At 72.6% G+C, this 26,100-nt stretch carries 24 protein-coding genes; 10 read left to right on the forward strand and 14 right to left on the reverse strand.

Annotated features, from left to right (window positions below; translation table 11 throughout):
* Nucleotides 1-14 precede the first annotated feature (14 nt).
* The 3 genes from ACWD11_RS05160 to ACWD11_RS05170 form a co-directional block, all read right to left on the reverse strand.
* Nucleotides 15-2,054: an FUSC family protein gene (locus ACWD11_RS05160; protein ID WP_451281372.1), complete on the reverse strand. Its 2,040-nt coding sequence runs from the start codon at nucleotides 2,052-2,054 to the stop codon at nucleotides 15-17.
* 156 nt (nucleotides 2,055-2,210) lie between these two features.
* Nucleotides 2,211-2,972 carry a nucleotidyltransferase domain-containing protein gene (locus tag ACWD11_RS05165; protein WP_389418663.1) on the reverse strand — a complete coding sequence of 254 codons (762 nt, stop codon included), beginning with the start codon at nucleotides 2,970-2,972 and terminating at the stop codon, nucleotides 2,211-2,213.
* A 6-nt stretch (nucleotides 2,973-2,978) separates the two neighbouring features.
* Nucleotides 2,979-3,362 carry a hypothetical protein gene (locus ACWD11_RS05170; RefSeq protein WP_389418662.1) on the reverse strand — a complete coding sequence of 128 codons (384 nt, stop codon included), beginning with the start codon at nucleotides 3,360-3,362 and terminating at the stop codon, nucleotides 2,979-2,981.
* A gap of 174 nt (nucleotides 3,363-3,536) precedes the next feature.
* On the opposite strand from ACWD11_RS05170, the gene ACWD11_RS05175 reads away from it, so the two are divergent.
* Nucleotides 3,537-3,947, forward strand: coding sequence for a RidA family protein (locus ACWD11_RS05175; protein ID WP_389418661.1), 411 nt, complete (start codon nucleotides 3,537-3,539; stop codon nucleotides 3,945-3,947).
* Entirely contained in the window at nucleotides 3,944-4,462 is a 519-nt protein-coding gene (locus ACWD11_RS05180; RefSeq protein WP_389418660.1) for a GNAT family N-acetyltransferase, read from the forward strand. Before ACWD11_RS05175 ends, ACWD11_RS05180 begins: the two co-directional genes overlap by 4 nt.
* Here the strand turns inward: ACWD11_RS05180 and ACWD11_RS05185 are convergent.
* The gene (locus ACWD11_RS05185) at nucleotides 4,404-5,087 is read right to left on the reverse strand and encodes a uracil-DNA glycosylase (protein WP_389418659.1); all 684 of its coding nucleotides are present in this window, start codon (nucleotides 5,085-5,087) and stop codon (nucleotides 4,404-4,406) included. The two genes, ACWD11_RS05180 and ACWD11_RS05185, sit on opposite strands and share 59 nt — an antisense overlap.
* Before the next feature lie 66 nt (nucleotides 5,088-5,153).
* Here ACWD11_RS05185 and ACWD11_RS05190 point away from each other — a divergent pair, with 66 nt between their 5' ends.
* Nucleotides 5,154-5,648: an RNA-binding S4 domain-containing protein gene (locus tag ACWD11_RS05190; RefSeq protein ID WP_389418658.1), complete on the forward strand. Its 495-nt coding sequence runs from the start codon at nucleotides 5,154-5,156 to the stop codon at nucleotides 5,646-5,648.
* A gap of 27 nt (nucleotides 5,649-5,675) precedes the next feature.
* On the opposite strand, the gene ACWD11_RS05195 is transcribed toward ACWD11_RS05190, so the two are convergent.
* Together ACWD11_RS05195 and ACWD11_RS05200 are read right to left on the reverse strand one after the other, a co-directional pair.
* On the reverse strand, nucleotides 5,676-6,116 hold the full coding sequence (locus tag ACWD11_RS05195; RefSeq protein WP_389418657.1) for a DoxX family protein: 441 nt from the start codon (nucleotides 6,114-6,116) through the stop codon (nucleotides 5,676-5,678).
* Nucleotides 6,117-6,181: 65 nt separating this feature from the next.
* Nucleotides 6,182-7,090: an acyltransferase domain-containing protein gene (locus ACWD11_RS05200; protein WP_451281374.1), complete on the reverse strand. Its 909-nt coding sequence runs from the start codon at nucleotides 7,088-7,090 to the stop codon at nucleotides 6,182-6,184.
* 67 nt (nucleotides 7,091-7,157) lie between these two features.
* On the opposite strand from ACWD11_RS05200, the gene ACWD11_RS05205 reads away from it, so the two are divergent.
* Nucleotides 7,158-7,415, forward strand: coding sequence for a DUF6343 family protein (locus tag ACWD11_RS05205; protein WP_389418655.1), 258 nt, complete (start codon nucleotides 7,158-7,160; stop codon nucleotides 7,413-7,415).
* Nucleotides 7,416-7,418: 3 nt separating this feature from the next.
* On the opposite strand, the gene ACWD11_RS05210 is transcribed toward ACWD11_RS05205, so the two are convergent.
* From ACWD11_RS05210 to rpsA, 4 genes are all read right to left on the reverse strand, one after another.
* A complete protein-coding gene (locus tag ACWD11_RS05210; protein WP_389418654.1) occupies nucleotides 7,419-7,799 on the reverse strand; it encodes a tetratricopeptide repeat protein in 381 nt (126 codons plus the stop codon).
* Nucleotides 7,800-7,849: 50 nt separating this feature from the next.
* Nucleotides 7,850-8,467, reverse strand: a complete 618-nt coding sequence (coaE, locus tag ACWD11_RS05215) for a dephospho-CoA kinase (RefSeq protein WP_389418653.1) — start codon at nucleotides 8,465-8,467, stop codon at nucleotides 7,850-7,852.
* 46 nt (nucleotides 8,468-8,513) lie between these two features.
* Entirely contained in the window at nucleotides 8,514-9,452 is a 939-nt protein-coding gene (locus ACWD11_RS05220; RefSeq protein WP_389418652.1) for a PAC2 family protein, read from the reverse strand.
* Between the two features lie 210 nt (nucleotides 9,453-9,662).
* The gene (gene rpsA, locus ACWD11_RS05225) at nucleotides 9,663-11,168 is read right to left on the reverse strand and encodes a 30S ribosomal protein S1 (RefSeq protein WP_250070474.1); all 1,506 of its coding nucleotides are present in this window, start codon (nucleotides 11,166-11,168) and stop codon (nucleotides 9,663-9,665) included.
* Nucleotides 11,169-11,536: 368 nt separating this feature from the next.
* On the opposite strand from rpsA, the gene ACWD11_RS05230 reads away from it, so the two are divergent.
* Nucleotides 11,537-12,412: a class I SAM-dependent methyltransferase gene (locus tag ACWD11_RS05230; RefSeq protein WP_451281863.1), complete on the forward strand. Its 876-nt coding sequence runs from the start codon at nucleotides 11,537-11,539 to the stop codon at nucleotides 12,410-12,412.
* Between the two features lie 4 nt (nucleotides 12,413-12,416).
* Nucleotides 12,417-14,909, forward strand: a complete 2,493-nt coding sequence (gene hrpB / locus ACWD11_RS05235; protein ID WP_451281377.1) for an ATP-dependent helicase HrpB — start codon at nucleotides 12,417-12,419, stop codon at nucleotides 14,907-14,909.
* Here hrpB and ACWD11_RS05240 read toward each other — a convergent pair.
* The 3 genes from ACWD11_RS05240 to ACWD11_RS05250 all read right to left on the reverse strand — a co-directional run bounded on the left by ACWD11_RS05240 (nucleotide 14,891) and on the right by ACWD11_RS05250 (nucleotide 17,944).
* Complete coding sequence (locus ACWD11_RS05240; RefSeq protein WP_451281379.1) at nucleotides 14,891-15,889, reverse strand: DUF3068 domain-containing protein; 999 nt, start codon at nucleotides 15,887-15,889, stop codon at nucleotides 14,891-14,893. The genes hrpB and ACWD11_RS05240 overlap by 19 nt on opposite strands.
* A gap of 21 nt (nucleotides 15,890-15,910) precedes the next feature.
* Nucleotides 15,911-16,045: an SPW_0924 family protein gene (locus tag ACWD11_RS05245; RefSeq protein WP_389418649.1), complete on the reverse strand. Its 135-nt coding sequence runs from the start codon at nucleotides 16,043-16,045 to the stop codon at nucleotides 15,911-15,913.
* 132 nt (nucleotides 16,046-16,177) lie between these two features.
* Entirely contained in the window at nucleotides 16,178-17,944 is a 1,767-nt protein-coding gene (locus ACWD11_RS05250) for a lytic transglycosylase domain-containing protein (protein WP_451281381.1), read from the reverse strand.
* A gap of 283 nt (nucleotides 17,945-18,227) precedes the next feature.
* On the opposite strand from ACWD11_RS05250, the gene ACWD11_RS05255 reads away from it, so the two are divergent.
* Complete coding sequence (locus tag ACWD11_RS05255) at nucleotides 18,228-19,070, forward strand: DUF4184 family protein (protein ID WP_451281383.1); 843 nt, start codon at nucleotides 18,228-18,230, stop codon at nucleotides 19,068-19,070.
* A gap of 276 nt (nucleotides 19,071-19,346) precedes the next feature.
* Here ACWD11_RS05255 and polA read toward each other — a convergent pair whose 3' ends face one another.
* Nucleotides 19,347-22,073, reverse strand: coding sequence for a DNA polymerase I (gene polA / locus ACWD11_RS05260; protein WP_451281385.1), 2,727 nt, complete (start codon nucleotides 22,071-22,073; stop codon nucleotides 19,347-19,349).
* Between the two features lie 178 nt (nucleotides 22,074-22,251).
* Here polA and ACWD11_RS05265 point away from each other — a divergent pair, with 178 nt between their 5' ends.
* The 3 genes from ACWD11_RS05265 (at nucleotide 22,252) to ACWD11_RS05275 (ending at nucleotide 25,563) form a co-directional block, all read left to right on the forward strand.
* Entirely contained in the window at nucleotides 22,252-24,531 is a 2,280-nt protein-coding gene (locus ACWD11_RS05265; RefSeq protein ID WP_451281387.1) for an FdhF/YdeP family oxidoreductase, read from the forward strand.
* Nucleotides 24,532-24,569: 38 nt separating this feature from the next.
* Nucleotides 24,570-25,064 carry a PaaI family thioesterase gene (locus ACWD11_RS05270; protein ID WP_451281389.1) on the forward strand — a complete coding sequence of 165 codons (495 nt, stop codon included), beginning with the start codon at nucleotides 24,570-24,572 and terminating at the stop codon, nucleotides 25,062-25,064.
* 73 nt (nucleotides 25,065-25,137) lie between these two features.
* Nucleotides 25,138-25,563: a hypothetical protein gene (locus ACWD11_RS05275; RefSeq protein WP_389418643.1), complete on the forward strand. Its 426-nt coding sequence runs from the start codon at nucleotides 25,138-25,140 to the stop codon at nucleotides 25,561-25,563.
* Nucleotides 25,564-26,100: the final 537 nt, after the last annotated feature.

Consider the following 26,100-nt stretch of genomic DNA (forward strand, 5'->3'; position numbering starts at 1 on the left):
CCTTCGTACGCGGTTCAGCCGGCGCGGCGGAGTACGGCCAATTCGTCCACCGCTCCGGTGAGCTGCCGCTCGTACCGGGAGGTGAGGCGGCCGGAGTCGTCGAGGTGGACCGCGCAGGCGGTGGTGGTGTCCACGAGCCGCTCCAGAGCACCGGCCACCTCCTCGGTCCCCTCCGCGTGCCGGGCGAGCGGCGGAAGCTCGGCGGCGGCGAGGGAGATGGCGGCCCGGGCCTCGGCGAGCGTGCGGTAGGCCTCGCGGCGGAGGGTCCAACGGGTGCCCCGGGGATCGCCACCGACCCGGCTGCCGCCGACGGCCGCGCCGCCCATGCCACGCCCCTGCCGACGGTCCCCGCCACCCACTCCACCGGCCCCGCCATCCGCCCCACCAGCCCCGCCACACCCCCGACCGGCCCCGCCATCCGCCCCACCAGCCCCGCCACACCCCCGACCGACCCCGCCGCCCGCTCCACCGACCTCACCGTCCATCCCACCGGCCTTGCCCTCCGCCTCCCGCAGCACATGCGCGAGATACGCCCGCGCCGCGTTCTCCGCCGCCCCGAGTCGCGCCCGTACTCCCCCGTCCCGCTGCCCGGGCATCGGCAGATGTCCTACGACCAGCACGATCGCGCAGGCCAGCAGGGTCTCCCCGATGCGGCCGGCGGAGGCCTGCGGTTCGCCCCCGACCATCACCAGGGCGAGGACGAGCAGCGTGACGACGGCGGTCTGGGCGGCGAAGTGCCGGGTGGCGACGGGAATGAGCGCACCGCACACCGCGACCAGCGCGACGAGCCCTTCCGGCCGGGGCAGCACGGCGGCGAACCCGGCGAAGAGCAGGGCCCCCAGCACGGTCCCGGCCGCCCGGCACAGCACCCGGGACACCAGCGGCCCGAGATCGGGCTTGACCAGGAAGACGGCGGTGGCGGGCAGCCAGTACCAGTGCGTGTGCGGCCCGTACCAGTGGGAGTGGTGCAGGCCCTGCGCGGCGGCGACGCCGGCCCCGAAGCAGAGGGCGACCCGAAGGCCGTACTCCCGCCCACCGGCGCCGAGGACACTGCGGATCAGGGAGGACAGGGACCGCCGCCGGGTGTGCAGATCCGCGCCGCCTTCGCCCCGGTCGAAGGTCACGGCGGCATGGAGCAGGGCGTCGTCGAGGGCGCGCAGAGCGGGCGCGTTCCGGGACGGCGCGGGCAGTGGCCCGGTGGCCGTGTTGGCGCGTACGGCGGAGGCGAGGCGCCGGGGTCCCACCGCGGCCCGCGCCGGTACCGCCTCCGCGACCCAGGCGAGCGCCGTGGCGGCCTCGGCGAGCGGAAGGGCGGCGGCGTACTGCGCACGGAGGCGTCGCTCGGCGGAGGAGGAGGCGTACCGCCGCAGCCGGGGTCCGGCGAGGGCGTCCTGCGCGTGATCGAGCGCCGCGGTGAGCGAGACACGCCGAGCGTTGGCCCGGTCGGTACCGGCGCCGTCGAGGAGATCGGCGATGGCGTCGTAGACGGACGCGACGGCGGCCCGCTCCCCGTCGAACCGGAAGTCACCGACGAAGGACCCGGGACCGGGCAGCACGAGCCGCAGCACCAGCAGCCATCCGGCCCCGCACAGAAAGGCGAGCGCCCGCTGCCATCCCGGCTCCGGCAACGGCATCCCGGCGCCGATCGCGGAAGCGACGAGCAACTGGGTCCCTGCACCGGAGGCCACCGGCCCGACGGCACTGACGGCGCCGGCGAACAGCCCGACGAAGGTGAGCAGCAGCGCGAGCCCGACGGCCCCCAGGCGCTCCCCGCCGTACGTGCCGACCAGCAGCCCGACGGCCCCCGCGACCGCGGGCACCCCCATCCGCCTGACGGCCGCCCGCCGGCTCCCGGGCCGGTCGTTGATCCCGGCGAGCATGGCGGCGATCGCGGCCACCACCCCGACGGACGCCTGACCGGCGAGAACGGCCCCGCACAGCAACGGCCCGGCCGCCAGCCCTCCCCGCCCCACGGCACTCCAGGGCACGGGCCCCCGCTGAGCACGAAGAGCATGAGCAAGCCAGGGCGGCAGGGCAAACACGGGGCGGGACACAGGGCTCCTGTCCGGACGAGGGCGCGGTGTGCCTTCGGGCGACGGTGGCCGGGTTTTCTGGTGTGCCCCGACGGTAGACCGGAAAACCGGAGGTTGAGAAACGGGCGTATTACCTCCGCGTGACCATGCTTGGTAACGCCATGTTCTTTGTGAACGCTATCGTTCCCGGCTCGCCTCTTCGCACAGCGCCCGGGCCCGGTGGATCGCCTGGATCAGGGCCTCCGGATGCGGTGCGGCAGGGAGCGACGCGAGGACGTCGTCCATGGCGCGCAGTCCCGCCCGCTCCAGCAGCCGCTTCTCGTTGGTCACCCACTCCCCCCGCGCCGCCAGCACCCCGTGTCCCGTCTGGACGGCGGCGGTGGCGAGGACGCCGGCCACCTCGGTGAGGCGGCCCGCCGGCGCGTGGTTCGCCTCGGCGTAGGCCAGGGTCGCGCGGGCCGTGCCGTGCCAGCGCGCGCTCGCCGTGCGCCGTAGCTTCTCCGGATAGCCCGCCGGGCGCGGCAGTTCACCGCGCAGCACCCGGTTGATCGCCAGCTCCGCCACCACCAAGTAGCTGGGGATTCCTGCGAGATGGAACAGCAGTGGTTCCACCCGGAAGCGCCCCTGTTCCGCTTCCGCGAGTTCGTGTTCCACGACGTCCAGGTCCCGGTAGTGCACGTCCACGCGGTGGTCGTCGATCGTCAGCCAGGCGCCGCCGTTGAAGACACCGCCGCCCCAGTCGCCGATCTCCGACACCTCGCCCTCCCAGCCCACCGCGCGCAGATCGGCCGGGTCGAAGGGACCCCGGTAGTAGATCGCCAAGTCCCAGTCGCTGTCGGGGCGGTGGGTGCGCTGGGCCCGGGAACCGCCCAGGGCCACCGCCCGCACGGCGGGGAGGGCGGCCAGGCGGTCCGCCGTCGCTTCGAGGAAGTCGGGCATGGTCGCTCAAGCCTCCCAGAGGTCACGGTGGCGGTGCCGTGTGGGCGGGTGGTCCAGGGTCTCGGCCACCCTTTCGAGGGTTCCGGCAGACGCCGCTCGCACCTGCTTGACCGCCGTGACACGGAACGACCTGAGCCCCGCCCGCGCCCGCGACTCGTACGGGCTCACTCCTCGCTCGCCCAAGCTCCGCGGGTACCGGTAGGCGGCGAAGCTCCGCAGCAGCGGCCTCGGCCTGGCACGGCGGCCCTCGCGCGCGGCCTTCGCCAACTCCTGCCGCGTGTAACGGAGTTCGGCGAGCGAGTGATGGGTGCACGGGCCCGCGATGCCCTGGGGCCAGTAGGGCGGGCCGGTGCGGTGGCGGCCCGGGACGTGGTGGACGGTGCGTGACATGGCTGGGCTACAGGGTCGCGGGGGCGGGCGCCGGTGTCGAATGGTTATCCGTCGGAGCGTGGGGGCGCTGGAGCGCCGGAAAATCGGATGCGGTGCCGGGCCCCGCGCCCGAGGATCGGTGGGTTGTCCGCATGCCGCACGCCAGACTCCGCACCGCACCACCCGGGAGCCGCCATGATCCAGCGCGTCACCAACCCCGCCCTCTTCCCACCCCCCACCTACTCCCACGCCTCTGTCGTCGAGGCCGGTACCAGGCTCGCCTTCCTCGCCGGGTCCGTGCCGCTGGATGCCGAGGGGAAGATCGTCGGTGAGGGGGACCCGGTCCGGCAGGCCCAGCAGGTGATCGACAACCTGGAGGCTCAACTGGCGGCCGTCGGAAGCGACTTGACGCACGTGCTGTCGACCGACGTGTACGTCGTCAGCAGTGAGACCTCCGTGCTCTCCTCCGTGTGGGAGGTCGTCGAGGCGTCGGGGCTCAGCGCCGGACCGCACTCGTCCACCCTCATCGGGGTCGCCTGCCTCGGCTACACCGGGCAGTTGGTGGAGATCACGGCCACCGCCGTCGTACCGGAGGAAGCCCGGTGATCACCCTGCGCAGGGCCACCGCCGCCGACGCCTGCGCCGTGGCCGACGTCTGGCTGCGCTCCTTCGACGCCGCGCTGCCGACCGTCGTGCGGCCGCATTCGGACGACGAAGTGCGCGACTGGATCCGGGAGTTCGTCGTCCCGCGGCAGGAGACGTGGGTCGCCGAGGCCGGGAGCGCGATCGTCGGGATCATGGTCCTGCACGGCGAGCTCCTCTCCCAGCTCTACCTCGCCCCCGACTGGCGCGGCCGCGGCCTCGGCGACCGGTTCGTCCGGCTCGCCAAGGAGCGGAGCCCGCACGGTCTGAACCTCTGGACCTTCCAGATCAACAAGCCCGCCCACCGCTTCTACGAACGCCACGGCTTCGTCGCCACCGAGCACACCGACGGCCACGACAACGAGGAACACGAGCCGGACGTACGGTACGTCTGGAAGCCCCGGGCCAGGCTTCCGGCGCTCACAGCCCCGCCTCCTGAGCCGCGCTCCGCAGCACCTGGCGCAGCATCTCCGGGGTGAGCCGGCCGGTGAAGGTGTTGCGCTGGCTGACATGGAAGCAGCCGAAGAGGGTGAGACCGTCGAGCGGCACCCGCATCCCGTGCCCGAAAGCGGGCCGGGGCCTCGGGATCGCCCAGCCCGCCGCCGCCAGCGCGGGCAGCGCCGCCTGCCAGCCGAACGCGCCGAGCACCACCACCGACCGCAGCGTCGGCCGCAGCAGCCCCAGCTCCCGCACCAGCCAGGGCCGGCAGGCGTCGCGCTCGCCGGGCGTGGGCTTGTTGGCGGGCGGGGCGCAGTGCACGGGCGAGGTGACCCGGGCGCCGTACAGCTCCAGTCCGTCGTCGGCGGCGACCGCGGTGGGCTGCGAGGCGAGGCCCACGTCGTACAGCGCCTGATAGAGCACGTCCCCGGAGCGGTCGCCGGTGAACATGCGGCCGGTGCGGTTCCCGCCGTGCGCGGCGGGGGCGAGGCCGACGATCAGCAGCCGGGCGTCCGGCGGGCCGAATCCGGGCACCGGGCGGCCCCAGTACGTCTGGTCGGCGAAGGCCGCCCGCTTGGTCCGGGCCACCTCCTCCCGCCAGGCGACCAGCCGGGGACAGGCCCGACAGCCCGCGACCCGCCGGTCCAGTTCCACGAGGGCGTCCATGGCTCCACCGTAAGCCCGCCGAAAAGGCCAGGTCGGCCCTGCCGGTCAGCGGCTAAGGTCGGTGCCATGGCTTCCGAGGGTGACGAGGACAAGGACGCCGCGACCTCCCCGGCTGCGGATGCGACGACCGCCGCCGTGGCGGCTGCCGAGGCGGCCGGACCGCAGACCGGCGAGAGCGTGCGGATCGACAGCTGGATCTGGGCGGTACGGCTGATCAAGACGCGTTCGGCGGGCGCCACCGCCTGCAAGGGCGGCCATGTGCGGGTGAACGGCGACCGGGTCAAGCCCGCGCACGCGGTGCGCGTCGGTGACGAGGTGCGGCTGCGGCACGAGGGCCGGGAGCGGATCGTCGTCGTCAAGCGCCTGATCCGCAAGCGGGTCGGCGCCCCGGTCGCGGTCCAGTGCTACGTCGACAAGTCCCCGCCGCCCCCGCCCCGCGAGGCCGTCGCCCCGGCCGGGATCCGCGACCGCGGCGCCGGCCGCCCCACCAAGCGGGACCGCCGCGAGCTGGAACGGCTGCGCGCCCTGGAGAAGGGCAGCAGCCGCCCCGGCCCCCGCTGACGAACACGGCCGCACGTACGCCGTGCATCACGCCCGCCGCACCAGCCGCAGCAGCTCCGCGTTGTGGCCGCGCCGCGCCCAGGCGATCAGGGCGAGCGGGATGATCAGGATGAGCGGCGTGGCGGCGTTCTCCCCCTCGAAGGCTGACATCTGGACCACGAACGCGCCGGCCATCAGCCCGCTCAGCGCGATCCCCGCCACCGACTGGAGCACCGGGACCAACAGGGCGACCGCTCCGGCGAGTTCGAGCGCGCCGATGGTGTACATGCCCGCGTTGCCCCAGCCCAGCTCGGCGAAGGCCTCCACCGCCGTGGAGTGCGCGATCAGCTTCGGCAGGGCGCTCGCGCCGGCGAAGAACAGCGCGAGCAGGATCTGCAGCCCGCGCAGGGCGATCCGGGCCCGGCGGCCACGGGCGGTCGCGGACTCGGCGATGACGGGAGCGGTGGCGGTGGCGGCGGTCTCGGACATCAAGCTCTCCTGTGTACGGCGTCGTTGTCGCTGTCACAGGGACAGACCGCGGTGTGCCGCGAAAGTCATCGCTGTCCGGCGGACGTCGCCGCCTCCAGCGGGAACCAGCCGTGCCCGATGTACCAGTGGCCGCCCGCCCGCAGATGGTCCCCCACCGCCCGCTCGACCGCCGTCCGCCGCGGCAGCCCCTCGACGGGCAGATCCGGGTCCCCGAACACGAACCCCACCGGCTCGGTGTCAGCCTCCTCCCGGTCGTCGCGGACGATCCGGAACCGCTCCTGGAAGCGCACGATGTTGGAGTCGGCCGGCAGATACCGCTTGAGCTGCCGATCCAGCAGCCAGGAGTGGCACTGCGCGGCCGGGTACCGCTCCTCGGGAAAGTGCCGGGCGAAGAACTCCCGGGCCAGCGCGAGCGAGCGGTCGCAGGCCACCGGGGTCAGCGGGCCGTGGAAGTCGGGGATGTGGAGGTTGAGACACAGGGCGTCCGGATCCGGCCCCGCCCCGGCGAGCGCCCGCCCGGTGCGCGACCGCTCGAACTGCAGCCGCCCGAGCTGGTACAGCTCGCCGCGGAAGTGGTGGATGAGCCACCTCGGCGCCTGGAGGCCCGCCCGGCCGTACCGCCGGCGGTGCACGGCCATGTTCCGGCCGAGGTCGGCGAGGGTGCGCCGGGTCACCTCGGCGGGGACACCGCGTTCGCGGTGGTAGGCGCGCGTGTGGGGCAGCGCCGCGACGAAGACGTACACGGGGAAGCAGCGCTGCAGGGGGCCGGCGGGCCAGTCCAGCTCGGGCAGCTCGACCCTGGCCCCGATCGTCCCCAGGTCCCGGACCAGCTCCTCGACCGACGCCTCCAGGAACCGTCTGAGTTCGGGATCGTCGGTGACTCTGCGGCGCATGCGGACGAGGACCCCGATGTCCTCGTGGGGTACGGCGAGGTCGATCAGGATCTCGGGCAGATCGTCGGCATCAGGCAGCATGGCAGGGCCCCCTCTTGGTGATCGGCGTTTCGAAGAGTACGTTCCGAAGGAGGGAGTGGTGATCCCGATGCGTACGGGCAGTGAACCCACGACCGCGCGCAGTGCGCTGCGCACGCGGTTCTGGCTGAGTGTGTGGGGGCTGGTCTGGGCGGTGTTCGGTACGGCCGCCTTCGCGCTGGCGGGCCGCACCGGCTGGGCCGTGGCCTGCGGGGTCCTGGCCCTGGTCGTCGCCGTGGACCTGTTCCTCGTCGTCCGGCACATCCGCCAGGGCCCGCACTACCAGCCGGGCCCCGACGTGCCGCCGTACCACCCGCCCGGCCGCTGACGCTCAGGACTCGAACCGCGCCGCCCGGAGGTACTGCGGGTTGGGGTCCAGCGCGGCCGCCAGGCGGAAGTGGCGCTTGGCCTGATCGTGCCGGGCCTGCCGCTCATAGGTGCGGGCGAGCGCGAAGTGCGCGAACGCGTTGTCCGGCTCGCGCTCCAGGACGATGGTGAACTCCAGCTCGGCGGGCCGAAGTTGCGCGGCGGCGAAGAAGGCCCGCGCGCGCAGCAGGCGGGCGGCGGTGTTCTCGGGGTGCGCGGCGATGACACCGTCGAGCAGCTTCACCGCGCCCCGCGGGTCCCGCGCGGCGAGCAGATGCTCGGCGGCGCGGAAGTCGATGACATGCGTCTCCGGAGTACGTCCGGTCGAACCGCTGGTCTCGGGCACGGCAGAGTCCTTCCCTCACTCAAGGGCTTCAACGCCCCGGAGCCAGGCCGCTATTCCTGAGCCCCCCGGGACGCGTGCGCCCGGCGCTCCAGCTCGGCCCAGACCTCCCGCACCCGCTGCCGCAGCTCCTCGAGCGGTACGTCGTTGTCGATGACGATGTCCGCGATCTCGCGGCGCTTCTCCCGCGTCGCCTGGGCGGCCATCCGGGCACGGGCGTCCTCCTCCGTCATCCCGCGCAGCCGGACGAGCCGGTCGAGCTGGGTCTCGGGGGCGGCGTCGACGACGACCACGAGGTCGTACAGCGGCGCGAGGCCGTTCTCCGTCAGCAGCGGGACGTCATGGACGACGACCGCGTCCTCGGCGGCGGCCTGCTCCAGCTCGCGGGAGCGGGCGCCGACCAGGGGGTGCACGATCGAGTTCAGTACGGCGAGCCGGTCGGGGTCGGCGAAGACGATGGAGCCCAGCTTGGGGCGGTCCAGGCTGCTGTCCTCGGCCAGCACCTCCTCGCCGAAGGCGGCCACGACCGCGGCCAGCCCGGGCGTGCCCGGCGCCACGACCTCCCGGGCGATGCGGTCCGCGTCGATCAGTACGGCGCCGCACGCGACGAGCAGCCGTGACACCTCGCTCTTGCCGGCACCGATGCCGCCGGTCAGGCCAACTTTCAACATGCCCAGAGCTTAGGCCCTGGGGCCCAAGGGCCTTGAGGCGCAGGAGTCAGCCGTCGCCTTCGCGCTCCGCCAGGAAGCGTTCGAACTCCAGGCCGATCTCGTCCGCCGAGGGGATGTCCACGGGCTCGGCGAGCATGTTGCCCCGCGTCTCGGCGCCCGCCGCCGCGTCGTACTGGTGCTCGAGGCCCTGGACGAGGGCCACCAGTTCCTCGTCGCCCTCCTGGATCTGGCGGTCGATCTCGGTCTGGGTGCGGTGGGCCTCGGTGCGCAGGGCGTGCGCGATGCCCGGGAGGACCAGGCCGGTCGCGGCCGTGATGGACTCCAGGACGGTCAGGGCCGCGTCCGGGTACGGGGAGCGCGCGATGTAGTGCGGGACGTGCGCGGCGACGCCGAGGACCTCGTGGCCCGCCTCCATCAGGCGGTACTCCAGCAGCGACTCGGCGCTGCCCGGCACCTGCGCCTCGTCGAAGGGGCTGCGGTGGCCCGGGACGAGGTCGGTGCGGTTGCCGTGCGGGGTGAGGCCGACCGGGCGGGTGTGCGGGACGCCCATGGGGATGCCGTGGAAGTTGACGGACAGCCGGACACCGAGCCGCTCCACGACCTGCTGGACGGCGGCGGCGAAGCGCTCCCACTCCACGTCCGGCTCGGGGCCCGACAGCAGCAGGAAGGGCGCTCCGGTGGCGTCCTGGACGAGCCGTACCTCGATGGCCGGCACTTCGTAGTCGCTCCAGCGGTCGCGCTTGAACGTCAGCAGCGGGCGGCGGGCGCGGTAGTCCACGAGCCGGTCGTGGTCGAACCGGGCCACGAGTTGGTGGGGCAGCGAGTCGAGCAGCCGGTCGACGATCTGGTCGCCGGTCTCGCCCGCGTCGATGTATCCGTCGAAGTGGTAGAGCATGACAAGGCCCGCCGACTCCTGCGCCAGCGCCATGTCGACGACGGCCAGGCCCTTCGGCTCCCATGCGTACAAACCCTGCGGATCAAGCACAGTGACCGCTCCTCCTCGTGTTCACACGGAACAACGCGGAGGGCGGCGGCGGCATTCCCCCGATCATGAGGACAAGCCCCCCACCGGCCCGCAGACACAACACCGCAGATACGACACCGCAGACACAACACGGCAGACAAAAACACTGAGGGACCGCACCCCGAAAGGTACGGTCCCTCAGCCAGGAGCTATTGCTCAGTGAGCGTCAGCTCAGCTCTGGCCACCGGCGAGCTTCTCGCGAAGCGCGGCCAACGCCTCGTCCGAGGCCAGCGCACCGGAGTTGTCCGGGCCCTCGGAGGAGTACGAGCCACCGCCACCGCCGGACGCGGCCGGAGCCGCACCCGCCGTGTCGCCGCCCTCGGCCGCGGCAGCGGCGTCGGCCTCGCGGGACTTGATGACCTGCTGCTGGTGCTGCTCGAAGCGGGTCTGCGCCTCGGCGTACTGGTGCTCCCAGGCCTCGCGCTGGGTCTCGTAGCCCTCGAGCCAGTCGTTGGTCTCGGGGTCGAAGCCCTCGGGGTAGATGTAGTTGCCCTGGTCGTCGTACGACGCGGCCATGCCGTACAGCGTCGGGTCGAACTCGACCGAGGCCGGGTCGGCACCGAAGGCCTCGTTGGCCTGCTTCAGCGAGAGGCTGATGCGGCGACGCTCGAGGTCGATGTCGATGACCTTGACGAAGATCTCGTCGTTGACCTGGACGACCTGCTCCGGGATCTCCACGTGGCGCTCGGCCAGCTCGGAGATGTGGACCAGACCCTCGATGCCCTCGTCCACGCGGACGAACGCACCGAACGGAACCAGCTTCGTGACCTTGCCGGGCACGACCTGGCCGATCTGGTGGGTGCGGGCGAACTGCTGCCACGGGTCTTCCTGGGTCGCCTTCAGCGACAGGGAGACACGCTCGCGGTCCATGTCCACGTCGAGGACCTCGACGGTGACTTCCTGGCCGACCTCGACAACCTCGGAGGGGTGGTCGATGTGCTTCCAGGAGAGCTCCGAGACGTGCACCAGGCCGTCGACGCCACCCAGGTCCACGAAGGCACCGAAGTTGACGATCGAGGAGACGACGCCGGAACGGACCTGACCCTTCTGCAGGGTCGTGAGGAACGTCTGACGGACCTCGGACTGGGTCTGCTCCAGCCAGGCGCGGCGGGACAGGACCACGTTGTTGCGGTTCTTGTCCAGCTCGATGATCTTGGCCTCGAGCTCCTTGCCCACGTAGGGCTGGAGGTCGCGGACACGGCGCATCTCGACGAGGGAAGCCGGCAGGAAGCCACGGAGGCCGATGTCAAGGATGAGACCACCCTTGACGACCTCGATGACGGTGCCGGTGACGATGCCGTCCTCTTCCTTGATCTTCTCGATGGTGCCCCAGGCGCGCTCGTACTGGGCGCGCTTCTTCGAGAGGATCAGGCGGCCTTCCTTGTCCTCCTTCTGGAGAACAAGGGCTTCGATCTCGTCACCGACGGCGACGACCTCATTGGGGTCGACGTCGTGCTTGATCGAGAGCTCGCGGCTCGGGATGACACCTTCGGTCTTGTAACCGATGTCGAGCAGGACCTCGTCCCGGTCGACCTTCACGATGACGCCGTCGACGATGTCGCCGTCGTTGAAGTACTTGATCGTCTCGTCGATCGCGGCGAGGAAGGCTTCCTCGTTACCGATGTCGTTGACCGCTACCTGCGGAGTGGTAGAGGTGGTCTCGGTGCTGCTCGTCATGTGGGAAAGGGCTCCGGTACGGACGGTGAGTCGTAGGTACTGCTTACGCCGGGAGCCCGTTTCGCTCTGAAGAAGCCGGACAGCCAAGGAAGCGCCTCACCAACCAACTGGTGATGGCGCCTCGACAACCGAGGGGACATACAACAGATGCGAGCGCAGCCTGCTACGTCTGAGGAGCGCAGGCCCGCAGCGCAACTTGTAGCATACGGGGGCAGCCGGGCAGGGTCAATGCGCGAAGGCGCACACCCGGGGCGGATCGCCGCATACCCGGCACAAAACCTGTCTCAGGAGGCCACGCGCGCCGGATGGCGCCCCATTCGTGACGGCCTCCGCGACGGGCTGGACGGAAGAGTACGACGAGGGAGCCGATCATCCAAGAGCCCGTATCGAACGAGGCCGCGCCCGGATCCGAAGCCGAGCCGGAGGCCACCCGGCGTGCCGCCGGGGTCACGGAGAGCTCCCGGGCCAACCGGGGCTGGTGGGACCGCAACGCCGACGAGTACCAGACCGAGCACGGCACCTTCCTCGGCGACGACCGCTTCGTCTGGGGGCCGGAGGGCCTGGACGAGGTGGAGGCCGAGCTGCTCGGCCCGCCGGAGGAGCTGAAGGGCAAGGACGTCCTGGAGATCGGCGCCGGCGCCGCCCAGTGCTCGCGCTGGCTGGCCGCGCAGGGCGCCCGCCCGGTCGCCCTGGACCTCTCCCACCGCCAGCTCCAGCACGCGCTGCGGATCGGCGGCTCCTTCCCCCTGGTCTGCGCCGACGCGGGCGCGCTCCCCTTCGCCGACGGCACCTTCGACCTGGCGTGCTCGGCGTACGGGGCGCTGCCCTTCGTCGCCGACCCGGTGCTGGTGCTGCGGGAGGTGCGCCGGGTGCTGCGGCCGGGCGGCCGGTTCGTCTTCTCGGTCACCCATCCCTTCCGCTGGGCGTTCCCGGACGAGCCGGGCCCGGAGGGCCTGTCGGTCGCCGCCTCCTACTTCGACCGCACGCCCTACGTCGAGCAGGACGACGACGGCCGGGCGGTGTACGTGGAGCACCACCGGACGATCGGCGACCGGGTGCGCGACGTGGTCGCCGCGGACCTCCGCCTGGTGGACCTCGTCGAGCCGGAGTGGCCGGCCTGGAACACCGCGGAGTGGGGCGGCTGGTCCCCGCTGCGCGGCAACCTGATCCCGGGGACGGCGATCTTCGTCTGCGAGCGAAGCGAGATGGGGGCGCCCCCGGCCGGAGGCTGGGGGAGAGACTGAGCGTGTGATCCGTTACGACGCCCTGGACGCCCTTCCCGTCCGCAGTGCCCTGCCCGGTCTGACCGGCGCCCTGGAGGCGCACGGCACCGCGGTGCTGGTGGCCCCGCCCGGTACCGGCAAGACGACCCTGGTCCCGCTGGCGCTGGCCGGGCTGCTCGGCGAGGGCCCGGCGCGCCGGGTCGTGGTCGCGGAGCCGCGCCGGATCGCCGCCCGCGCCGCCGCCCGGCGGATGGCGTGGCTGCTGGGCGAGAAGACCGGCGAGAGCGTCGGGTACACCGTGCGCGGGGAGCGCGTCGTCGGACGGCACGCACGCGTGGAGGTCGTCACGACGGGGGTGCTGCTGCAGCGCGTCCAGCGCGACCCGGAGCTCGCGGGCGTGGACGTCGTGGTCCTGGACGAGTGCCACGAGCGGCATCTGGACGCGGACACGACGGCCGCCTTCCTGTGGGACGTACGGCAGGCGCTGCGGCCGGAGCTGCGGCTGGTGGCCGCGTCGGCGACGACGGACGCGGAGGGCTGGGCCCGGCTGCTGGGCGGCGCCCCGGTGATCGAGGCCGAGGGCGTCTCGTACCCGGTGGAGGTGGTGTGGGCACCGCCGGCGCGTCCCGTACGGCCGCCGCACGGCATGCGCGTCGACCCGGCGCTGCTGACGCATGTGGCGGCGGTGGTGCGGCGGGCGCTGGCCGAGCGGGAGGGGGACGTGCTCTGCTTCCTGCCCGGCGTCGGCGAGATCGCGCGGGTGGCCGGGCAGCTGGGCGACCTGGGCGGGGTGGAGGTGCTCCAGGTGCACGGCCGCGCACCGGCGGCGGTGCAGGACGCGGCGCTGTCGGACGGCGACCGGCGCCGGGTGGTGCTGGCGACCTCCGTCGCCGAGTCCTCGCTGACGGTTCCGGGAGTCCGGGTGGTGGTGGACTCCGGTCTCGCGCGGGAGCCGCGCGTCGACCACGCGCGCGGGCTGAGCGCGCTGACGACGGTACGGGCCTCGCAGGCGGCGGGACGGCAGCGGGCGGGCCGGGCCGGGCGGGAGGCGCCGGGGGCGGTGTACCGCTGCTGGACGGAGGCGGAGGACACGCGGCTGCCGCGCTTCCCCTCCCCCGGGATCAAGGTGGCGGACCTGACGGCGTTCGCGCTCCAGGCGGCGTGCTGGGGAGATCCGTCGGCGGCCGGCCTCGCCCTGCTGGACCCGCCCCCGGCGGGGGCCATGGCGGCGGCGCGCTCGGTGCTGTCGGCGATCGGGGCGGTGGACGCCGACGGGCGGGCCACGGAACGCGGAGCCCGGCTGGCGGGGTTGGGCCTGCACCCTCGGCTGGGGCGGGCGCTGCTGGACACCTCCGGCGCCGGGGCCGAGGTGGTGGCGCTGCTGTCCGAGGAGCCGCCGCGGGAGTACGGCGACGACCTGGCGGCGGCTCTGCGTGCCGCTCGGCGCGGCGGTGACGCCTACGCCGGGCGGTGGCGGGCGGAGGTACGGCGGCTGCGGAGCGCCGGCGGGGCGGCGGTCGCCGGGGAAGGCGACGACGCGCTGGCCGGAGCGGTGGCCGCGCTGGCGTTTCCCGAGCGGGTGGGCAGGGTCGAGGGTGGTTCGGTCCTCATGGCCTCCGGGACCCGGGCGGAGCTGCGGGAGGGCTCGCCGCTGCGTGGGGCACCCTGGCTCGCGGTCGCCGTGGCGGACCGTCCGGTGGGCAAGGGGCACGCGCGTGTGCAGCTGGCCGCCGTGGTGGACGAGGAGACGGCCCGGCAGGCGGCCGCTCCCCTGTACGCGGAGGGCGAGGAGGTCCGCTGGGCGGACGGGGACGTCGTGGCGCGCCGGGTGGAGCGGCTGGGCGCGATCGAGCTGACGGTGCGCCCGCTCAGGAACGCCGACGCCGCCCTCGTACGCGATGCCCTGCTGGAGGGGCTGCGGCAGGAGGGGCTGGGCCTGTTGCGGTGGTCGGCGGAGGCGGTCGTCCTGCGGCAGCGGCTGGCGTTCCTGCGGACGCACGTGGGTGACCCGTGGCCCGATGTCTCCGACGACGCTCTCCACGCGCGTGTGGCGGAGTGGCTGGAGCCGGAGCTGAGCCGTGCGAGGCGGCGGAGCGATCTCGGACGGATCAGTGCCGGGGAGGGTCTGAACCGGCTGCTGCCGTGGGCCTCGGGTGCGGCGGCGCGCCTGGAGGAGCTGGCGCCCGAGCGTCTCACCGTGCCGAGCGGGTCCAGGATCCGGATCGACTACACCAACCCCGAACAGCCCGTTCTCGCCGTGAAGCTCCAGGAGATGTTCGGCCTGCACGCGTCGCCGTCGGTGGCGGGGGTGCCGGTGCTGGTGCACCTGCTGTCCCCTGCGGGGCGCCCCGCGGCGGTAACGGCCGATCTCGCGTCCTTCTGGAAGGACGGATACAAGGGAGTGCGGGCGGAGCTGCGGGGGCGGTACCCGAAGCATCCGTGGCCGGAGGATCCCGCGACCGCCGAGCCGACCCGGCACACGGCGGCCCGGGCCCGGCGTCAGGCGGGCGGGAGCTGAAGGGCGAGCTGGGAGGCGCCGGTGGGGGCCGGGTCCCCGGGGCGGCGGCCTCGGACCTCCAGGTAGAGGGCGAGGGAGAGCAGGAGGACGCCGAAGGCCAGGAAGCCCCACGGGAGGTAGGAGGTGAGCAGCAGGATCAGGGTGCGGTTCGACTTCACCAGGTCGACGGTGTGGTCGATGTAGTCCTCGCGCATCTTCACATGGCCGGCGAACGCCGTGACCTTGTCGCGGTCGCCGAGCAGGGTGCCGCCGCGCAGCTCCTCCTTGTGGATCTCCTCGCCGTAGACGGGGGCGCCGGTGAGAGGTTCGACCCAGAACTTGCGGACGGTGGTGTACCAGCGGGTGGTGCCGGTGCCGGCGAGGGTCTCGGGGGTGATGCCGTCCACGGGCATCTTCTTGGGGTACGGCACCTCCGTCCACGGGACGGTCTGCTCGAAGTAGTAGACCTCGACGCCACGGAAGTCCTCGGTGCCCCGGTAGTGGATGGGCGCGGAGGTGCGGGTCTGGGCGTCGAAGTACTCGTAGGACCGCTTCTCCGTGAGGAAGGGCCACTTGAACTCGATGCCCTCGCGGCGCACGGGGTCGCCGTCGACCATCTCGCCGGGGGCGTGGACGGGTTCCTGGGTGTGGGCGTCGAAGATGTAGCGCTCGGGGATCCGGGAGACCATCTCGCCGTCGGGGCCCTGGACGTAGGAGAGGCCGTCCCAGACGACCACGTCCCGGCCCGCCGTCCGCTCGATCCGCTCGGCGGCTTCCACGTTGCCCTTGAGGGTCTGCACGATGGTGACCTTGGAGACCTTCCGCGCCTTCAGGGTCCCGTAGTCGAGGAGGGTGGCGTCCTTCGCCTCCAGGACCATGTCCTGGTACTGGTTCGGGGGGACCTTGGCCAGGCGCGGGAAGGCGTACCAGCGCAGCATCGGGGACAGCGCGGTGAAGAACACGGCGAAGGCGAGCAGCAGCAGACTGGCCTTGCGGCGCATCTCGGCCTCCCTCCCGGGCGGTTACGGATGTGCGGGCACCGTCGTCAGCAGCGGCTCCGGGGAGGTCTCGCCGGTCGGTGAGCCCAGCGCGGTGAGCGTGAACACCAGGGCGAGTGCGACGGCGAGGCCGGTCGCGGCGGCGATCAGGGCGCGCACGGTGCCTCCCGACGGGCCGGAGCTGATACATCGTCAGGTCCGGCACCGTAGCAACCGCCGGGCGAGATGAGAACACGTCGCACACGACGACGGCGCCCCTCCGCTCCGGAGGGGCGCCGCCTGGGGTCGTCCTTACGCGCTGGGGCTGGGGCTGGAGCTCGGGCTGGAGCTGGAGCTGGGGGTCGCCGACGGGGTGGGCGACGCCGACTCGGCCGCCGCCACGGTCAGTTCGACCGTCAGCGTGGCGCCGCCCGCGGTGCTGATGCGGAGCAGGAAGGTGCCGGCGGTGTCGTCGGCGTACAGCTTCGGCAGCCTCAGCAGGCCGTCGGTGTCCGTCTTGAGGCCGGCCAGGGAGCGGACGGGGTTGCCGGCGGCGTCCTTGAAGTAGGGGCCCTTGTCGTTCGCCGTCGGGTCGTCCGCCGACGTGATCAGGGTGGCGGTGGCCGCGACCCCGTCCGCGACGGCGCCCTTGTAGGTGGCCTTCATCTCCACCTGGCCCGCGAACTCGCCGCCCGGGGCGCAGGTCAGCGCGGTCTCGGCGGTACGGGCCAGTCTGTCGGCGGCGCGTTCGGTGACCGTGGCCGTGTAGTCGAGCCCGGGGACCGAGCGGCCCACGACGGTCGTCCGGACGGTGAACTCGCCGATCTGCTCGCCCGCCTGGAGCGCGGGCGCCGTGGCCGTACCGCTGCTGTCGGTGAGGGCGGTGGCGTACTTCTCGCCGCCGGTGAAGGCGGCGTCGGTGTCGCCGACGATGGTGAAGCGGATCCGCACCTTGCCGACGCCCTTGCCGGCCGAGGTCTCGGCCCGGGTGCTGATCTTCTCGCCGAAGGCGTCGCCCGCCATCGCGGTCAGCTTGGCGGTACCGGCATCGTCCAGGTGGTGCACCGTGTCGGTGGGGGTCCCCGGAGGCGTGGTGGGCGGCGTGGTGGGCGGGTTGGTGGGCGGGTTCGTGGGCGGGGGTGTCGACGGCGGCGTGGACGGCGGCGGAGTCGTCCCCGGGGGCGTCGTGGGCGGCGTGCTCGGCGGCCGCGAGGCCGGGGGCGACGGCCGCACCTGGGCCCCAACGTGGTCGTCGCTGCGGTCCTCGGGCAGGGTGCCGGTGCCGTCGGGGATCGCGTCGACGCCCTTGCGGTAGTGCTCCAGCCACGCCAGGACGGTGTTCAGGTAGTCCGTGGAGTTGTTGTAGCTGAGGATCGCGCTCTTGAGGTCGGCCCCGTCGGACAGGTCCCAGCCGAAGCGGCACAGGTAGTGGCCCGCGGCGAGCGCGGCGTCGTGGATGTTGTTGGGGTCCTTCTTGCCGTCGCCGTTGCCGTCGCGGCCCGCCCACTCCCAGGTCGAGGGGATGAACTGCATCGGCCCCACGGCACGGTCGTAGGAGCTGTCCCCGTCGTAGGCGCCGTCGTCGGTGTCGCTGATGTTCGCGAAGCCGATGCCGTTGAGCTGCGGGCCGAGGATCGGGGAGGTGGTGGTCCCGTCGGCGTTCACCCGGCCGCCGCGGGCATGGCCCGACTCGACGTGCCCGATGGCGGCGAGCAGCTCCCAGGGCAGGTTGCAGCCCGGCTTGGCCTCCCGCAGCGAGGCGGCGGCCTGCTGGTAGGCGGCCAGCACGGTCGCGGGTATCCCGGACTCGGAGTCCGTGGAGCCCGTCCCCCCGCCGCCCGCGCTCGGCGACGGCTCGGGGCTGTCCAGGGGCGGCAGGTCCGTGTAGTACGGCGAGTTGCCGGTCGCGCTCCCGCCGGCCGCGTCGGGGGTCGGCTGGGTGTCGGACGTGGTCCGTCTCCCCTGTTCGTCGACCGTCACACCCGGAGCCTGGGAGCCGGACAGCGCCGCGACCGCCAATGCGGCCACGGCGGCGGTGGCCGCACCTTTGTACAGCCTCCTGCCGAATTGCGCCGACATAGAGTGAACCCCTCCTGCGGACGCCGAGCGCCCGTCTCTGTCTGTCCCGTCGCCCTGTTGTGACGAACGACCCGCCCTGGAGGTTGCGCTCGCGGGGCCGTTCGGTTGTCCGCCCCCGAGCATCCGTCCGTTTTTGTCCGTAGATCGGCCGCGCTCCCCGCGCACCGGCCCAAGTGACCCTACGACAACTTCCGCGTCACGGGCACCCGTTCGCGTCCCGTATTCACCAGTTGTCCATGCGTGATACTGGGCGGGTCGATCATGTCCCACGCGAGGAGCGTCGGTGCCGTTCACCCTCAGCCATGCGGCGGCCGTGCTGCCCGCCGTGCGCACCGACGGAACGGGCCGGGGGCGGCTGGTGCCGGCCGTCCTGGTGGCGGGGTCGTTCGGGCCCGATCTGACCTACTACGCGGGCGGCGCGGTGCCCGGGGCGATGGAGTTCGGCGATGTGACGCACTCCTTCGCGGGCGTGTTCACGGTGGATGTGGCCATTTCCTGGGCGCTGGTGGGGCTGTGGCTGGTCATCCGTGAGCCACTCGTGGCCCTGCTGCCGCCGGCCCGGCAGGGCCGGGTGGCCGCCCTGCTGCGCTGCGGTGCGCCCCGCGCACGCGTGCGGCCGGAACTGGTGGGGTGGTGGTACGTCTCCGCGGTCCTCGGCGCGCTCACCCATGTCGTCTGGGACGCGTTCACGCACCTCGACTGCTGGGGGATGCGACTGTTCCCCGTCCTCGGCGAGGAGTTCGCCGGGTCCCCTCTGTACTGGTATCTCCAGTACGGCGGTTCGGCGGTGGCGGCGGCCGTCATCGTGGGGTTCCTCGCCGTGGCGCTGCGGCGGATTCCGGCGGGGGTGCTGCCGGCCGGGGTGCCGGTGCTGTCCTCGCGGGACCGGTGGCTCGCCGGGGCTCTGCCGGCCGGCTGCGGGGTGGTGTTCGCGGTGCAGCGGGCGGTGCGCTGGTGGTCGTACTGGGGGTCGCGCGCGAAGCCCTGGGAGCTGATTCCGACGGTGTGCTTCGGGGCGGGCGCGGGACTGGTGGTGGGGGTGCTGGTGTACGCCGTCGCGGTCAGGGTGTGGCGCCCGGCCCCGGTGCCGGTCGGGGCCGGTACCGGGGGAGGCGGAGGAGGGTGATGAGCTCCGCCCACAGGAGCAGCGTCGCGGTGAAGCCGGTGGGGATGCGCGGGGTGCTGGCCGTCGGCGCGTGTGCCGTCCGGCGGTGGAGCAGGGGTGTGCGTATGCCCATGCCCGCATCCTGACGGGCGGGGTTGGGCGGTGGCGTCTTTGCGGGGGCCACGTGGGTGATGTCGCCTCGCGTCTGCCTGGTTGCTGTTTGTTCGGGGCGCGGGTCATCTGTGGCTTGTCGCGCAGTTCCCCGCGCCCCTTCCGGGGCGCTCCCCTTGCGGAGTTTTAATGTGCTGCTGATTCCCAGTCCTGGCCCGCGCCTACCGAGACGCCCAGGGGGACGTCCAGGCGGACCGCGGTGGACATCTGCTCGCGGACCAGGGCCTCCGCCCGGTCCCGCTCGCCGGGGGCGATCTCCAGGACGATTTCGTCGTGGACCTGGAGGAGCATGCGGGACTTCAGGCCGGCCTCGCGCAGCGCCTCGTCGACCTTGAGCATGGCGATCTTGACGATGTCGGCCGCCGTGCCCTGGATGGGGGCGTTGAGGGCCATGCGCTCGGCCGCCTCGCGGCGCTGGCGGTTGTCACTGTTGAGGTCGGGGAGGTAGCGGCGGCGGCCGAAGAGGGTCGCCGTGTAACCCGTCGCCCTCGCCTCGTCGACGGCTCGGCGCAGATAGTCCCGTACGCCGCCGAAGCGCTCGAAGTAGGCGTCCATCAGGGCACGGGCCTCGCCCGCCTCGATGTTCAGCTGCTGGGAGAGACCGAAGGCCGACAGGCCGTACGCCAGGCCGTAGGACATCGCCTTGATCTTGCGGCGCATCTCGGCGTCCACCGCGCCGGGCTCGACGGCGAAGACCTGGGAGGCGGCCGTGGTGTGCAGGTCCTCCCCCGAGGTGAACGCCTCGATCAGGCCCTCGTCGGCGGACAGGTGGGCCATCACTCGCAGCTCGATCTGGCTGTAGTCGGCCGTCATCAGGGACTCGAAGCCCTCGCCGACCACGAAGCCCCGGCGGATCGCGCGGCCCTCGTCGGTGCGGACCGGGATGTTCTGGAGGTTGGGGTCCGTCGAGGAGAGCCGGCCGGTCGCGGCGACCGTCTGGTTGAAAGTGGTGTGGATCCGGCCGTCCGCCGCGATCGTCTTGATCAGGCCCTCGACGGTGACCCGCAGCTTCGCCTGCTCACGGTGGCGGAGCATGATCACCGGGAGTTCGTTGTCCGTCTGCGTGGCGAGCCAGGCCAGGGCGTCGGCGTCGGTGGTGTAGCCGGTCTTGGTCTTCTTCGTCTTCGGCAGGCCCAGCTCGCCGAAGAGGACCTCCTGGAGCTGCTTGGGCGAGCCGAGGTTGAACTCGTGCCCGGCGGCCGCGTGCGCCTCCTTCACCGCCTGCTGCACGGCGCCCGCGAACATCTGTTCCATCGCTTCCAGGTGGGCCCGGTCCGCGGCGATGCCGTGCCGCTCCATCCGGGCCAGCAGCGCCGAGGTGGGCAGCTCCATGTCGCGCAGCAGATCGGCGGCGCCGACCTCCTGGAGCCGGCCCTCGAAGGCGCCGCCCAGGTCGATGACCGCGCGGGCCTGGATCATGAGCGCCTCGGCCTCGGCGCCGTCGTCCGCGCCGAAGGCGAGCTGGCCGTCGGCCGTGGCGGCGGGGGCCAGCTCGCGGTGGAGGTACTCCAGGGACAGCGCGTCCAGGTCGAAGGAGCGCCGGCCCGGCTTGACCAGGTAGGCGGCGAGGGCGGTGTCCATGGTGACGCCGTCCACGGTCCAGCCGTGCTCGGCGAAGACACGCATCACGCCCTTGGCGTTGTGCAGGACCTTGGGGCGGGCGGCGTCGGCCAGCCAGGCCAGGAACGCGTTCTCGTCGGTCTCGTCCAGCTCGGACGGGTCGAACCAGGCCGCCGGACCGCCGGCCGTGGCCAGCGCGACCTCGGCCACCGAGCCGGTGCCGAGCGCCCAGGTGTCGACGGTGGCGACACCGAGGGGCGCGGTGCCGTGCTCGGCCAGCCACGGGGCCAGCTCGCCGGTGCCGAGCACCTTGCCGTCCAGCTCCACGCCGTCCGCGACGACCGGGGTCTCCTCGGCCGCCTCGGCGCCCGGGTCGACCGCCAGCAGCCGCTCCCGCAGGGAGGGGTTACGGATCTCCAGGGTGTCGAGGATCATCGCGACGGCCTTGCGGTCGTACGCGGTCCGCTCCAGGTCGGCGACCGTCTTCGGCAGCTCGACCGTGCACACCATCTCGGTCAGCCGGCGGTTGAGCTTGACCGCCTCCAGGTGGTCGCGGAGGTTCTGGCCCGCCTTGCCCTTCACCTCGTCGACCCGCTCGACCAGCTCCGCGAACGAGCCGAACTGGTTGATCCACTTCGCGGCGGTCTTCTCCCCGACGCCCGGGATGCCCGGCAGGTTGTCGGACGGGTCGCCGCGCAGGGCCGCGAAGTCGGGGTACTGCGCGGGCGTCAACCCGTACTTCTCGAAGACCTTCTCCGGGGTGAACCGGGTCAGCTCGGAGACGCCCTTGGTCGGGTACAGCACGGTCGTGTGCTCGCTGACCAGCTGGAAGGAGTCCCGGTCGCCGGTGACGATCAGCACCTCGAAGCCCGCGGCCTCGGCCTGGGTGGCGAGGGTGGCGATCACGTCGTCGGCCTCGAAGCCGTCGACCGCGAAGCGCGAGACGTGCATCGCGTCCAGCAGCTCGCCGATCAGCTCGACCTGGCCCTTGAACTCGTCGGGGGTCTTGGAGCGGTTCGCCTTGTACTCGGTGAACTCCTCCGAGCGCCATGTCTTGCGGGACACGTCGAAGGCGACCGCGAAGTGCGTGGGCGCCTCGTCGCGCAGCGTGTTCGCCAGCATCGACGCGAAGCCGTAGATGGCGTTCGTCGGCTGGCCCGTCGCGGTGGTGAAGTTCTCCGCGGGCAGCGCGAAGAACGCGCGGTAGGCCAGGGAATGCCCGTCCATGAGCATCAGCCGCGGACGGCTGCCGCCGGGGTTCGTTTCGGTCTTCTTCGATGCTGTCTCTGCCACGTCCCCGATCCTGCCACGCCGCACTGACAGTCGGAGCCCACGGCCGGATCAGCCGGCGCCGGGCGGTTCCCGCAACCATTGCCCGCGACCGGCGGCGATCCCGGGCACGGGCGTTGTCACTGACACGTGCGAGGATCGGAGACGTACCTCACACACGCAGTCATAAGGAGAGCGTGCGATGGCGACGAAGCCGCCCAAGGGTGATCCGGTGCAGGACGCGCCGCAGGTCGCCGAGCCGCAGCACGCCGCGGCGGGGCTGCCCGCCATCGGGCACACCCTGCGCATGGCCCAGCAGCAGATGGGCGTCAAGCGGACCGCGCTGACCTTGCTGCGGGTCAACCAGAAGGACGGCTTCGACTGCCCCGGCTGCGCCTGGCCGGAGCCGGAGCACCGGCACACCGCGGAGTTCTGCGAGAACGGCGCGAAGGCCGTCGCCGAGGAAGCCACCCTGCGCCGGGTGACCCCGGAGTTCTTCGCCGCGCACTCCGTCGCCGACCTGGCGACCCGCAGCGGCTACTGGCTGGGCCAGCAAGGGCGGCTGACCCACCCCATGTACCTCCCCGAGGGCGGCAGCCACTACGAGCCGGTCACCTGGGAGCGCGCCTTCGACATCGTCGCCGAGGAGCTGACGGCACTCGCCTCCCCGGACGAGGCGCTCTTCTACACCTCCGGGCGGACCAGCAACGAGGCGGCGTTCCTCTATCAGCTCTTCGCCCGCGAGTTCGGCACCAACAACCTGCCGGACTGCTCGAACATGTGCCACGAGTCGTCGGGCTCCGCGCTGATCGAGACCATCGGCATCGGCAAGGGCAGCGTCCTGCTGGAGGACCTCCACCGCGCCGACCTGATCATCGTGGCCGGGCAGAACCCCGGCACGAACCACCCCCGGATGCTCTCCGCGCTGGAGAAGGCCAAGGCGAACGGCGCCAAGGTGATCAGCGTCAACCCGCTGCCCGAGGCCGGACTGGAGCGGTTCAAGAACCCGCAGACCCCGCAGGGCATGCTCAAGGGTGCCGCCCTCACCGATCTGTTCCTGCAGATCCGCATCGGCGGCGACCAGGCGCTGTTCCGGCTGCTGAACAAGCTGATCCTGCAGACCGAGGGGGCCGTCGACGAGGAGTTCGTCCGCGCGCACACGCACGGTTACGAGGACTTAGCGGCCGCCGCGCGGGACGCCGACTGGGACGAGACGCTCACCGCGACCGGTTTGTCCCGGGAGGAGATCGAGCGGGCCCTGGCCATGGTCCTCGCCTCCGAGCGGACGATCGTGTGCTGGGCGATGGGCCTGACCCAGCACAAGCACGCCGTGCCGACCATCCGCGAGGTGGTCAACTTCCTTCTGCTGCGCGGCAACATCGGGCGCCCGGGCGCGGGCGTGTGCCCGGTGCGCGGGCACTCCAATGTGCAGGGCGACCGCACCATGGGCATCTTCGAGCGGCCCGCGCCGGCCTTCCTGGACGCGCTGGAGAGGGAGTTCGGGTTCGCGCCGCCGCGGGAGCACGGCTATGACGTCGTCCAGGCCATCCGCGCGATGCGGGACGACAAGGCGAAGGTCTTCTTCGCGATGGGCGGCAACTTCGTCTCCGCCTCGCCCGACACGGAGGTGACCGAGGCGGCGATGCGGCGGGCGCGGCTGACGGTGCATGTGTCGACCAAGCTGAACCGCTCGCACGCGGTCACCGGTGCGCGGGCGCTGATCCTGCCGACGCTGGGGCGTACCGAGCGTGATCTGCAGGGCAGCGGCGAGCAGTTCGTGACCGTCGAGGACTCCATGGGCATGGTGCACGCCTCGCGCGGGCGGCTGGAACCGGCGAGCACGCGGCTGCTGTCGGAGCCGGCGATCGTCTGCAGGCTGGCGCGGCGGGTGCTCGGGCCGGACAGCCGGGTGCCGTGGGAGGAGTTCGAGAAGGACTACGCCACGATCCGGGACCGGATCGCGCGGGTGATCCCGGGGTTCCAGGACTTCAACGCGCGCGTGGCGCGTCCTGGCGGGTTCGCCCTGCCGCACGCGCCGCGCGACGAGCGGCGGTTCCCGACGGCGACCGGCAAGGCCAACTTCACCGCGGCGCCGGTGGAGTATCCGGAGCTGCCCGAGGGGCGGCTGCTGCTGCAGACGCTGCGGTCGCACGACCAGTACAACACCACGATCTACGGGCTCGACGACCGCTATCGGGGAATCAAAAACGGGCGGCGGGTGGTGCTGGTGAACCCCGAGGACGCCCGCGCGCTCGGCGTGGCGGACGGGGCGTACGTCGATCTCGTCGGCGAGTGGCGGGACGGGGTCGAGCGGCGCGCTCCCGGGTTCCGGGTGGTGCTCTATCCGACGGCCCGGGGGTGTGCGGCGGCGTACTACCCCGAGACCAATGTGCTGGTGCCGCTGGATGCCACGGCGGACACCAGCAACACCCCGGCGAGCAAGTCCGTCGTGGTGCGTCTGGAACAATCGGCGGCCGACTGAGCGTTTGCTCAGTACCGACGACGAACGGAGTGCCACCCATGGGCGAGCAGCAGCAGGTGAAGTTCCCGCAGGAGGTCATCGACGAGTACGCCGCGCTCGGGGTGGATCTGCCGGCGCTGTTCTCGGCGGGGCACCTGGGGACGCGGATGGGCGTGCAGATCCTGGAGGCGTCGGCGGACCGGGTGATCGGCACGATGCCGGTGGAGGGCAACACCCAGCCGTACGGCCTGCTGCACGGCGGTGCGTCCGCGGTGCTGGCGGAGACGCTGGGCTCCGTGGGATCGATGCTGCACGGAGGGTCCTCGAAGATAGCCGTGGGCGTGGACCTGAACTGCACGCATCACCGCGGGGCACGCTCGGGCCTGGTCACGGGTGTCGCCACACCGGTGCACCGGGGCCGCTCCACCGCGACGTACGAGATCGTGATAACCGACGAGCAAGGCAAGCGCGTGTGCACGGCCCGGCTGACCTGCCTGCTGCGGGATGTGACGCGCAGTGACGCGGAGCGCTTCGGCGGTGGCACCACCGCCTGAGCCGGGATCCCCTGCCCCGCCGCTCCGGCCGCCGCTCTGGCCCAACAGGGCCCGGCGCGCCTAGCGTCGGGGCATGACGATGGGACGGACCCGCAGGGCGGAATCGGCACTCCGGCCGGCACTTCTGACGCCACTCCTGACGGCACTCCTGGCCGCCGGTGCGATCACCGGATGCGCGGACACGGGCTCGCGGACGCCGGCGGACGGCCCCGCGGGCACCTCGCCGTCCCCGCGGACCACACCGCCCGAGGAGCTGTGCACCCGGCTCGTCGCCCATTGGTCCCGGGAGGTCCTGGACGGCGACACCTACGGTGACTACCAGTCGATGGGGCTGTCGAACGGACAGTACGAAGTCCTGCGGGACGTCGTGGACGCCGCCCGGGCCGAGAAGGCGCGCCGCGGTGAGCGGGCGGCCGACGCGCTCATCGACCGCCGCGCCCACGAGGGTTGCGTGCGCTGGTACCGCAACGGCGGCCCGAGCAACGGGCCGTGGCAGTGAGCGGCGTCGGCCCGGTCGAGCCGGGCGAGGGCACCCACGTACAAGAGCCGTTCCCTGCACCGGAGTTCACACCACCACACGGACGGACGGCGCCACTGCGACGCCTGCTCGGCCGGCACCGCCGCGCCGCTGTCGCGGCCGGGACAGCGGCCGCCCTCCTAGCGGGCGGCGGTTACCTGTACGCCACCCGCCCGCAGCCGCCCCCTGCCGCCGCCCCGCCGTACCCCTCCCAGGTCGTCGACATCCGGTACCTGAGCAGGACGGCCTCCCGCGACCCCGACGAGGCCGCCGGTTTCCGCTTCGACGTCGCACTGAGCGTGCTGTCCGGCCCGCCCGTCACCGTGACCGCGATCAGTCAGCCCTATGCCGGGCTCTCCGTGACCGCCTCCCCGCGACCGCCCTTCCGGACCGAGGCGGGATCATCCCGCAAGGTCACGATCACCTTGCGGGCGACGGATTGCGGAAAAATACCCGGGAACGCCGGACTGCCTTTTCTGGACGTAACTCTACGTAATACACGCGCAATACAGATGCACA

This window comes from Streptomyces sp. NPDC002776 (assembly GCF_053592195.1).

What these genes read in the sequence shown, in the direction of transcription:
- ACWD11_RS05165 (WP_389418663.1), bottom strand. Translation starts at nt 2,972, where the DNA reads ATGCCCGACTTCCTCGAAGCGACGGCGGACCGCCTGGCCGCCCTCCCC.
- ACWD11_RS05170 (WP_389418662.1), bottom strand. Translation starts at nt 3,362, where the DNA reads ATGTCACGCACCGTCCACCACGTCCCGGGCCGCCACCGCACCGGCCCG.
- ACWD11_RS05175 (WP_389418661.1), top strand. Translation starts at nt 3,537, where the DNA reads ATGATCCAGCGCGTCACCAACCCCGCCCTCTTCCCACCCCCCACCTAC.
- ACWD11_RS05185 (WP_389418659.1), bottom strand. Translation starts at nt 5,087, where the DNA reads ATGGACGCCCTCGTGGAACTGGACCGGCGGGTCGCGGGCTGTCGGGCC.
- ACWD11_RS05190 (WP_389418658.1), top strand. Translation starts at nt 5,154, where the DNA reads ATGGCTTCCGAGGGTGACGAGGACAAGGACGCCGCGACCTCCCCGGCT.
- ACWD11_RS05195 (WP_389418657.1), bottom strand. Translation starts at nt 6,116, where the DNA reads ATGTCCGAGACCGCCGCCACCGCCACCGCTCCCGTCATCGCCGAGTCC.
- ACWD11_RS05200 (WP_451281374.1), bottom strand. Translation starts at nt 7,090, where the DNA reads ATGCTGCCTGATGCCGACGATCTGCCCGAGATCCTGATCGACCTCGCC.
- ACWD11_RS05205 (WP_389418655.1), top strand. Translation starts at nt 7,158, where the DNA reads ATGCGTACGGGCAGTGAACCCACGACCGCGCGCAGTGCGCTGCGCACG.
- coaE (WP_389418653.1), bottom strand. Translation starts at nt 8,467, where the DNA reads ATGTTGAAAGTTGGCCTGACCGGCGGCATCGGTGCCGGCAAGAGCGAG.
- rpsA (WP_250070474.1), bottom strand. Translation starts at nt 11,168, where the DNA reads ATGACGAGCAGCACCGAGACCACCTCTACCACTCCGCAGGTAGCGGTC.
- ACWD11_RS05240 (WP_451281379.1), bottom strand. Translation starts at nt 15,889, where the DNA reads ATGCGCCGCAAGGCCAGTCTGCTGCTGCTCGCCTTCGCCGTGTTCTTC.
- ACWD11_RS05250 (WP_451281381.1), bottom strand. Translation starts at nt 17,944, where the DNA reads ATGTCGGCGCAATTCGGCAGGAGGCTGTACAAAGGTGCGGCCACCGCC.
- ACWD11_RS05265 (WP_451281387.1), top strand. Translation starts at nt 22,252, where the DNA reads ATGGCGACGAAGCCGCCCAAGGGTGATCCGGTGCAGGACGCGCCGCAG.
- ACWD11_RS05270 (WP_451281389.1), top strand. Translation starts at nt 24,570, where the DNA reads ATGGGCGAGCAGCAGCAGGTGAAGTTCCCGCAGGAGGTCATCGACGAG.
- ACWD11_RS05275 (WP_389418643.1), top strand. Translation starts at nt 25,138, where the DNA reads ATGACGATGGGACGGACCCGCAGGGCGGAATCGGCACTCCGGCCGGCA.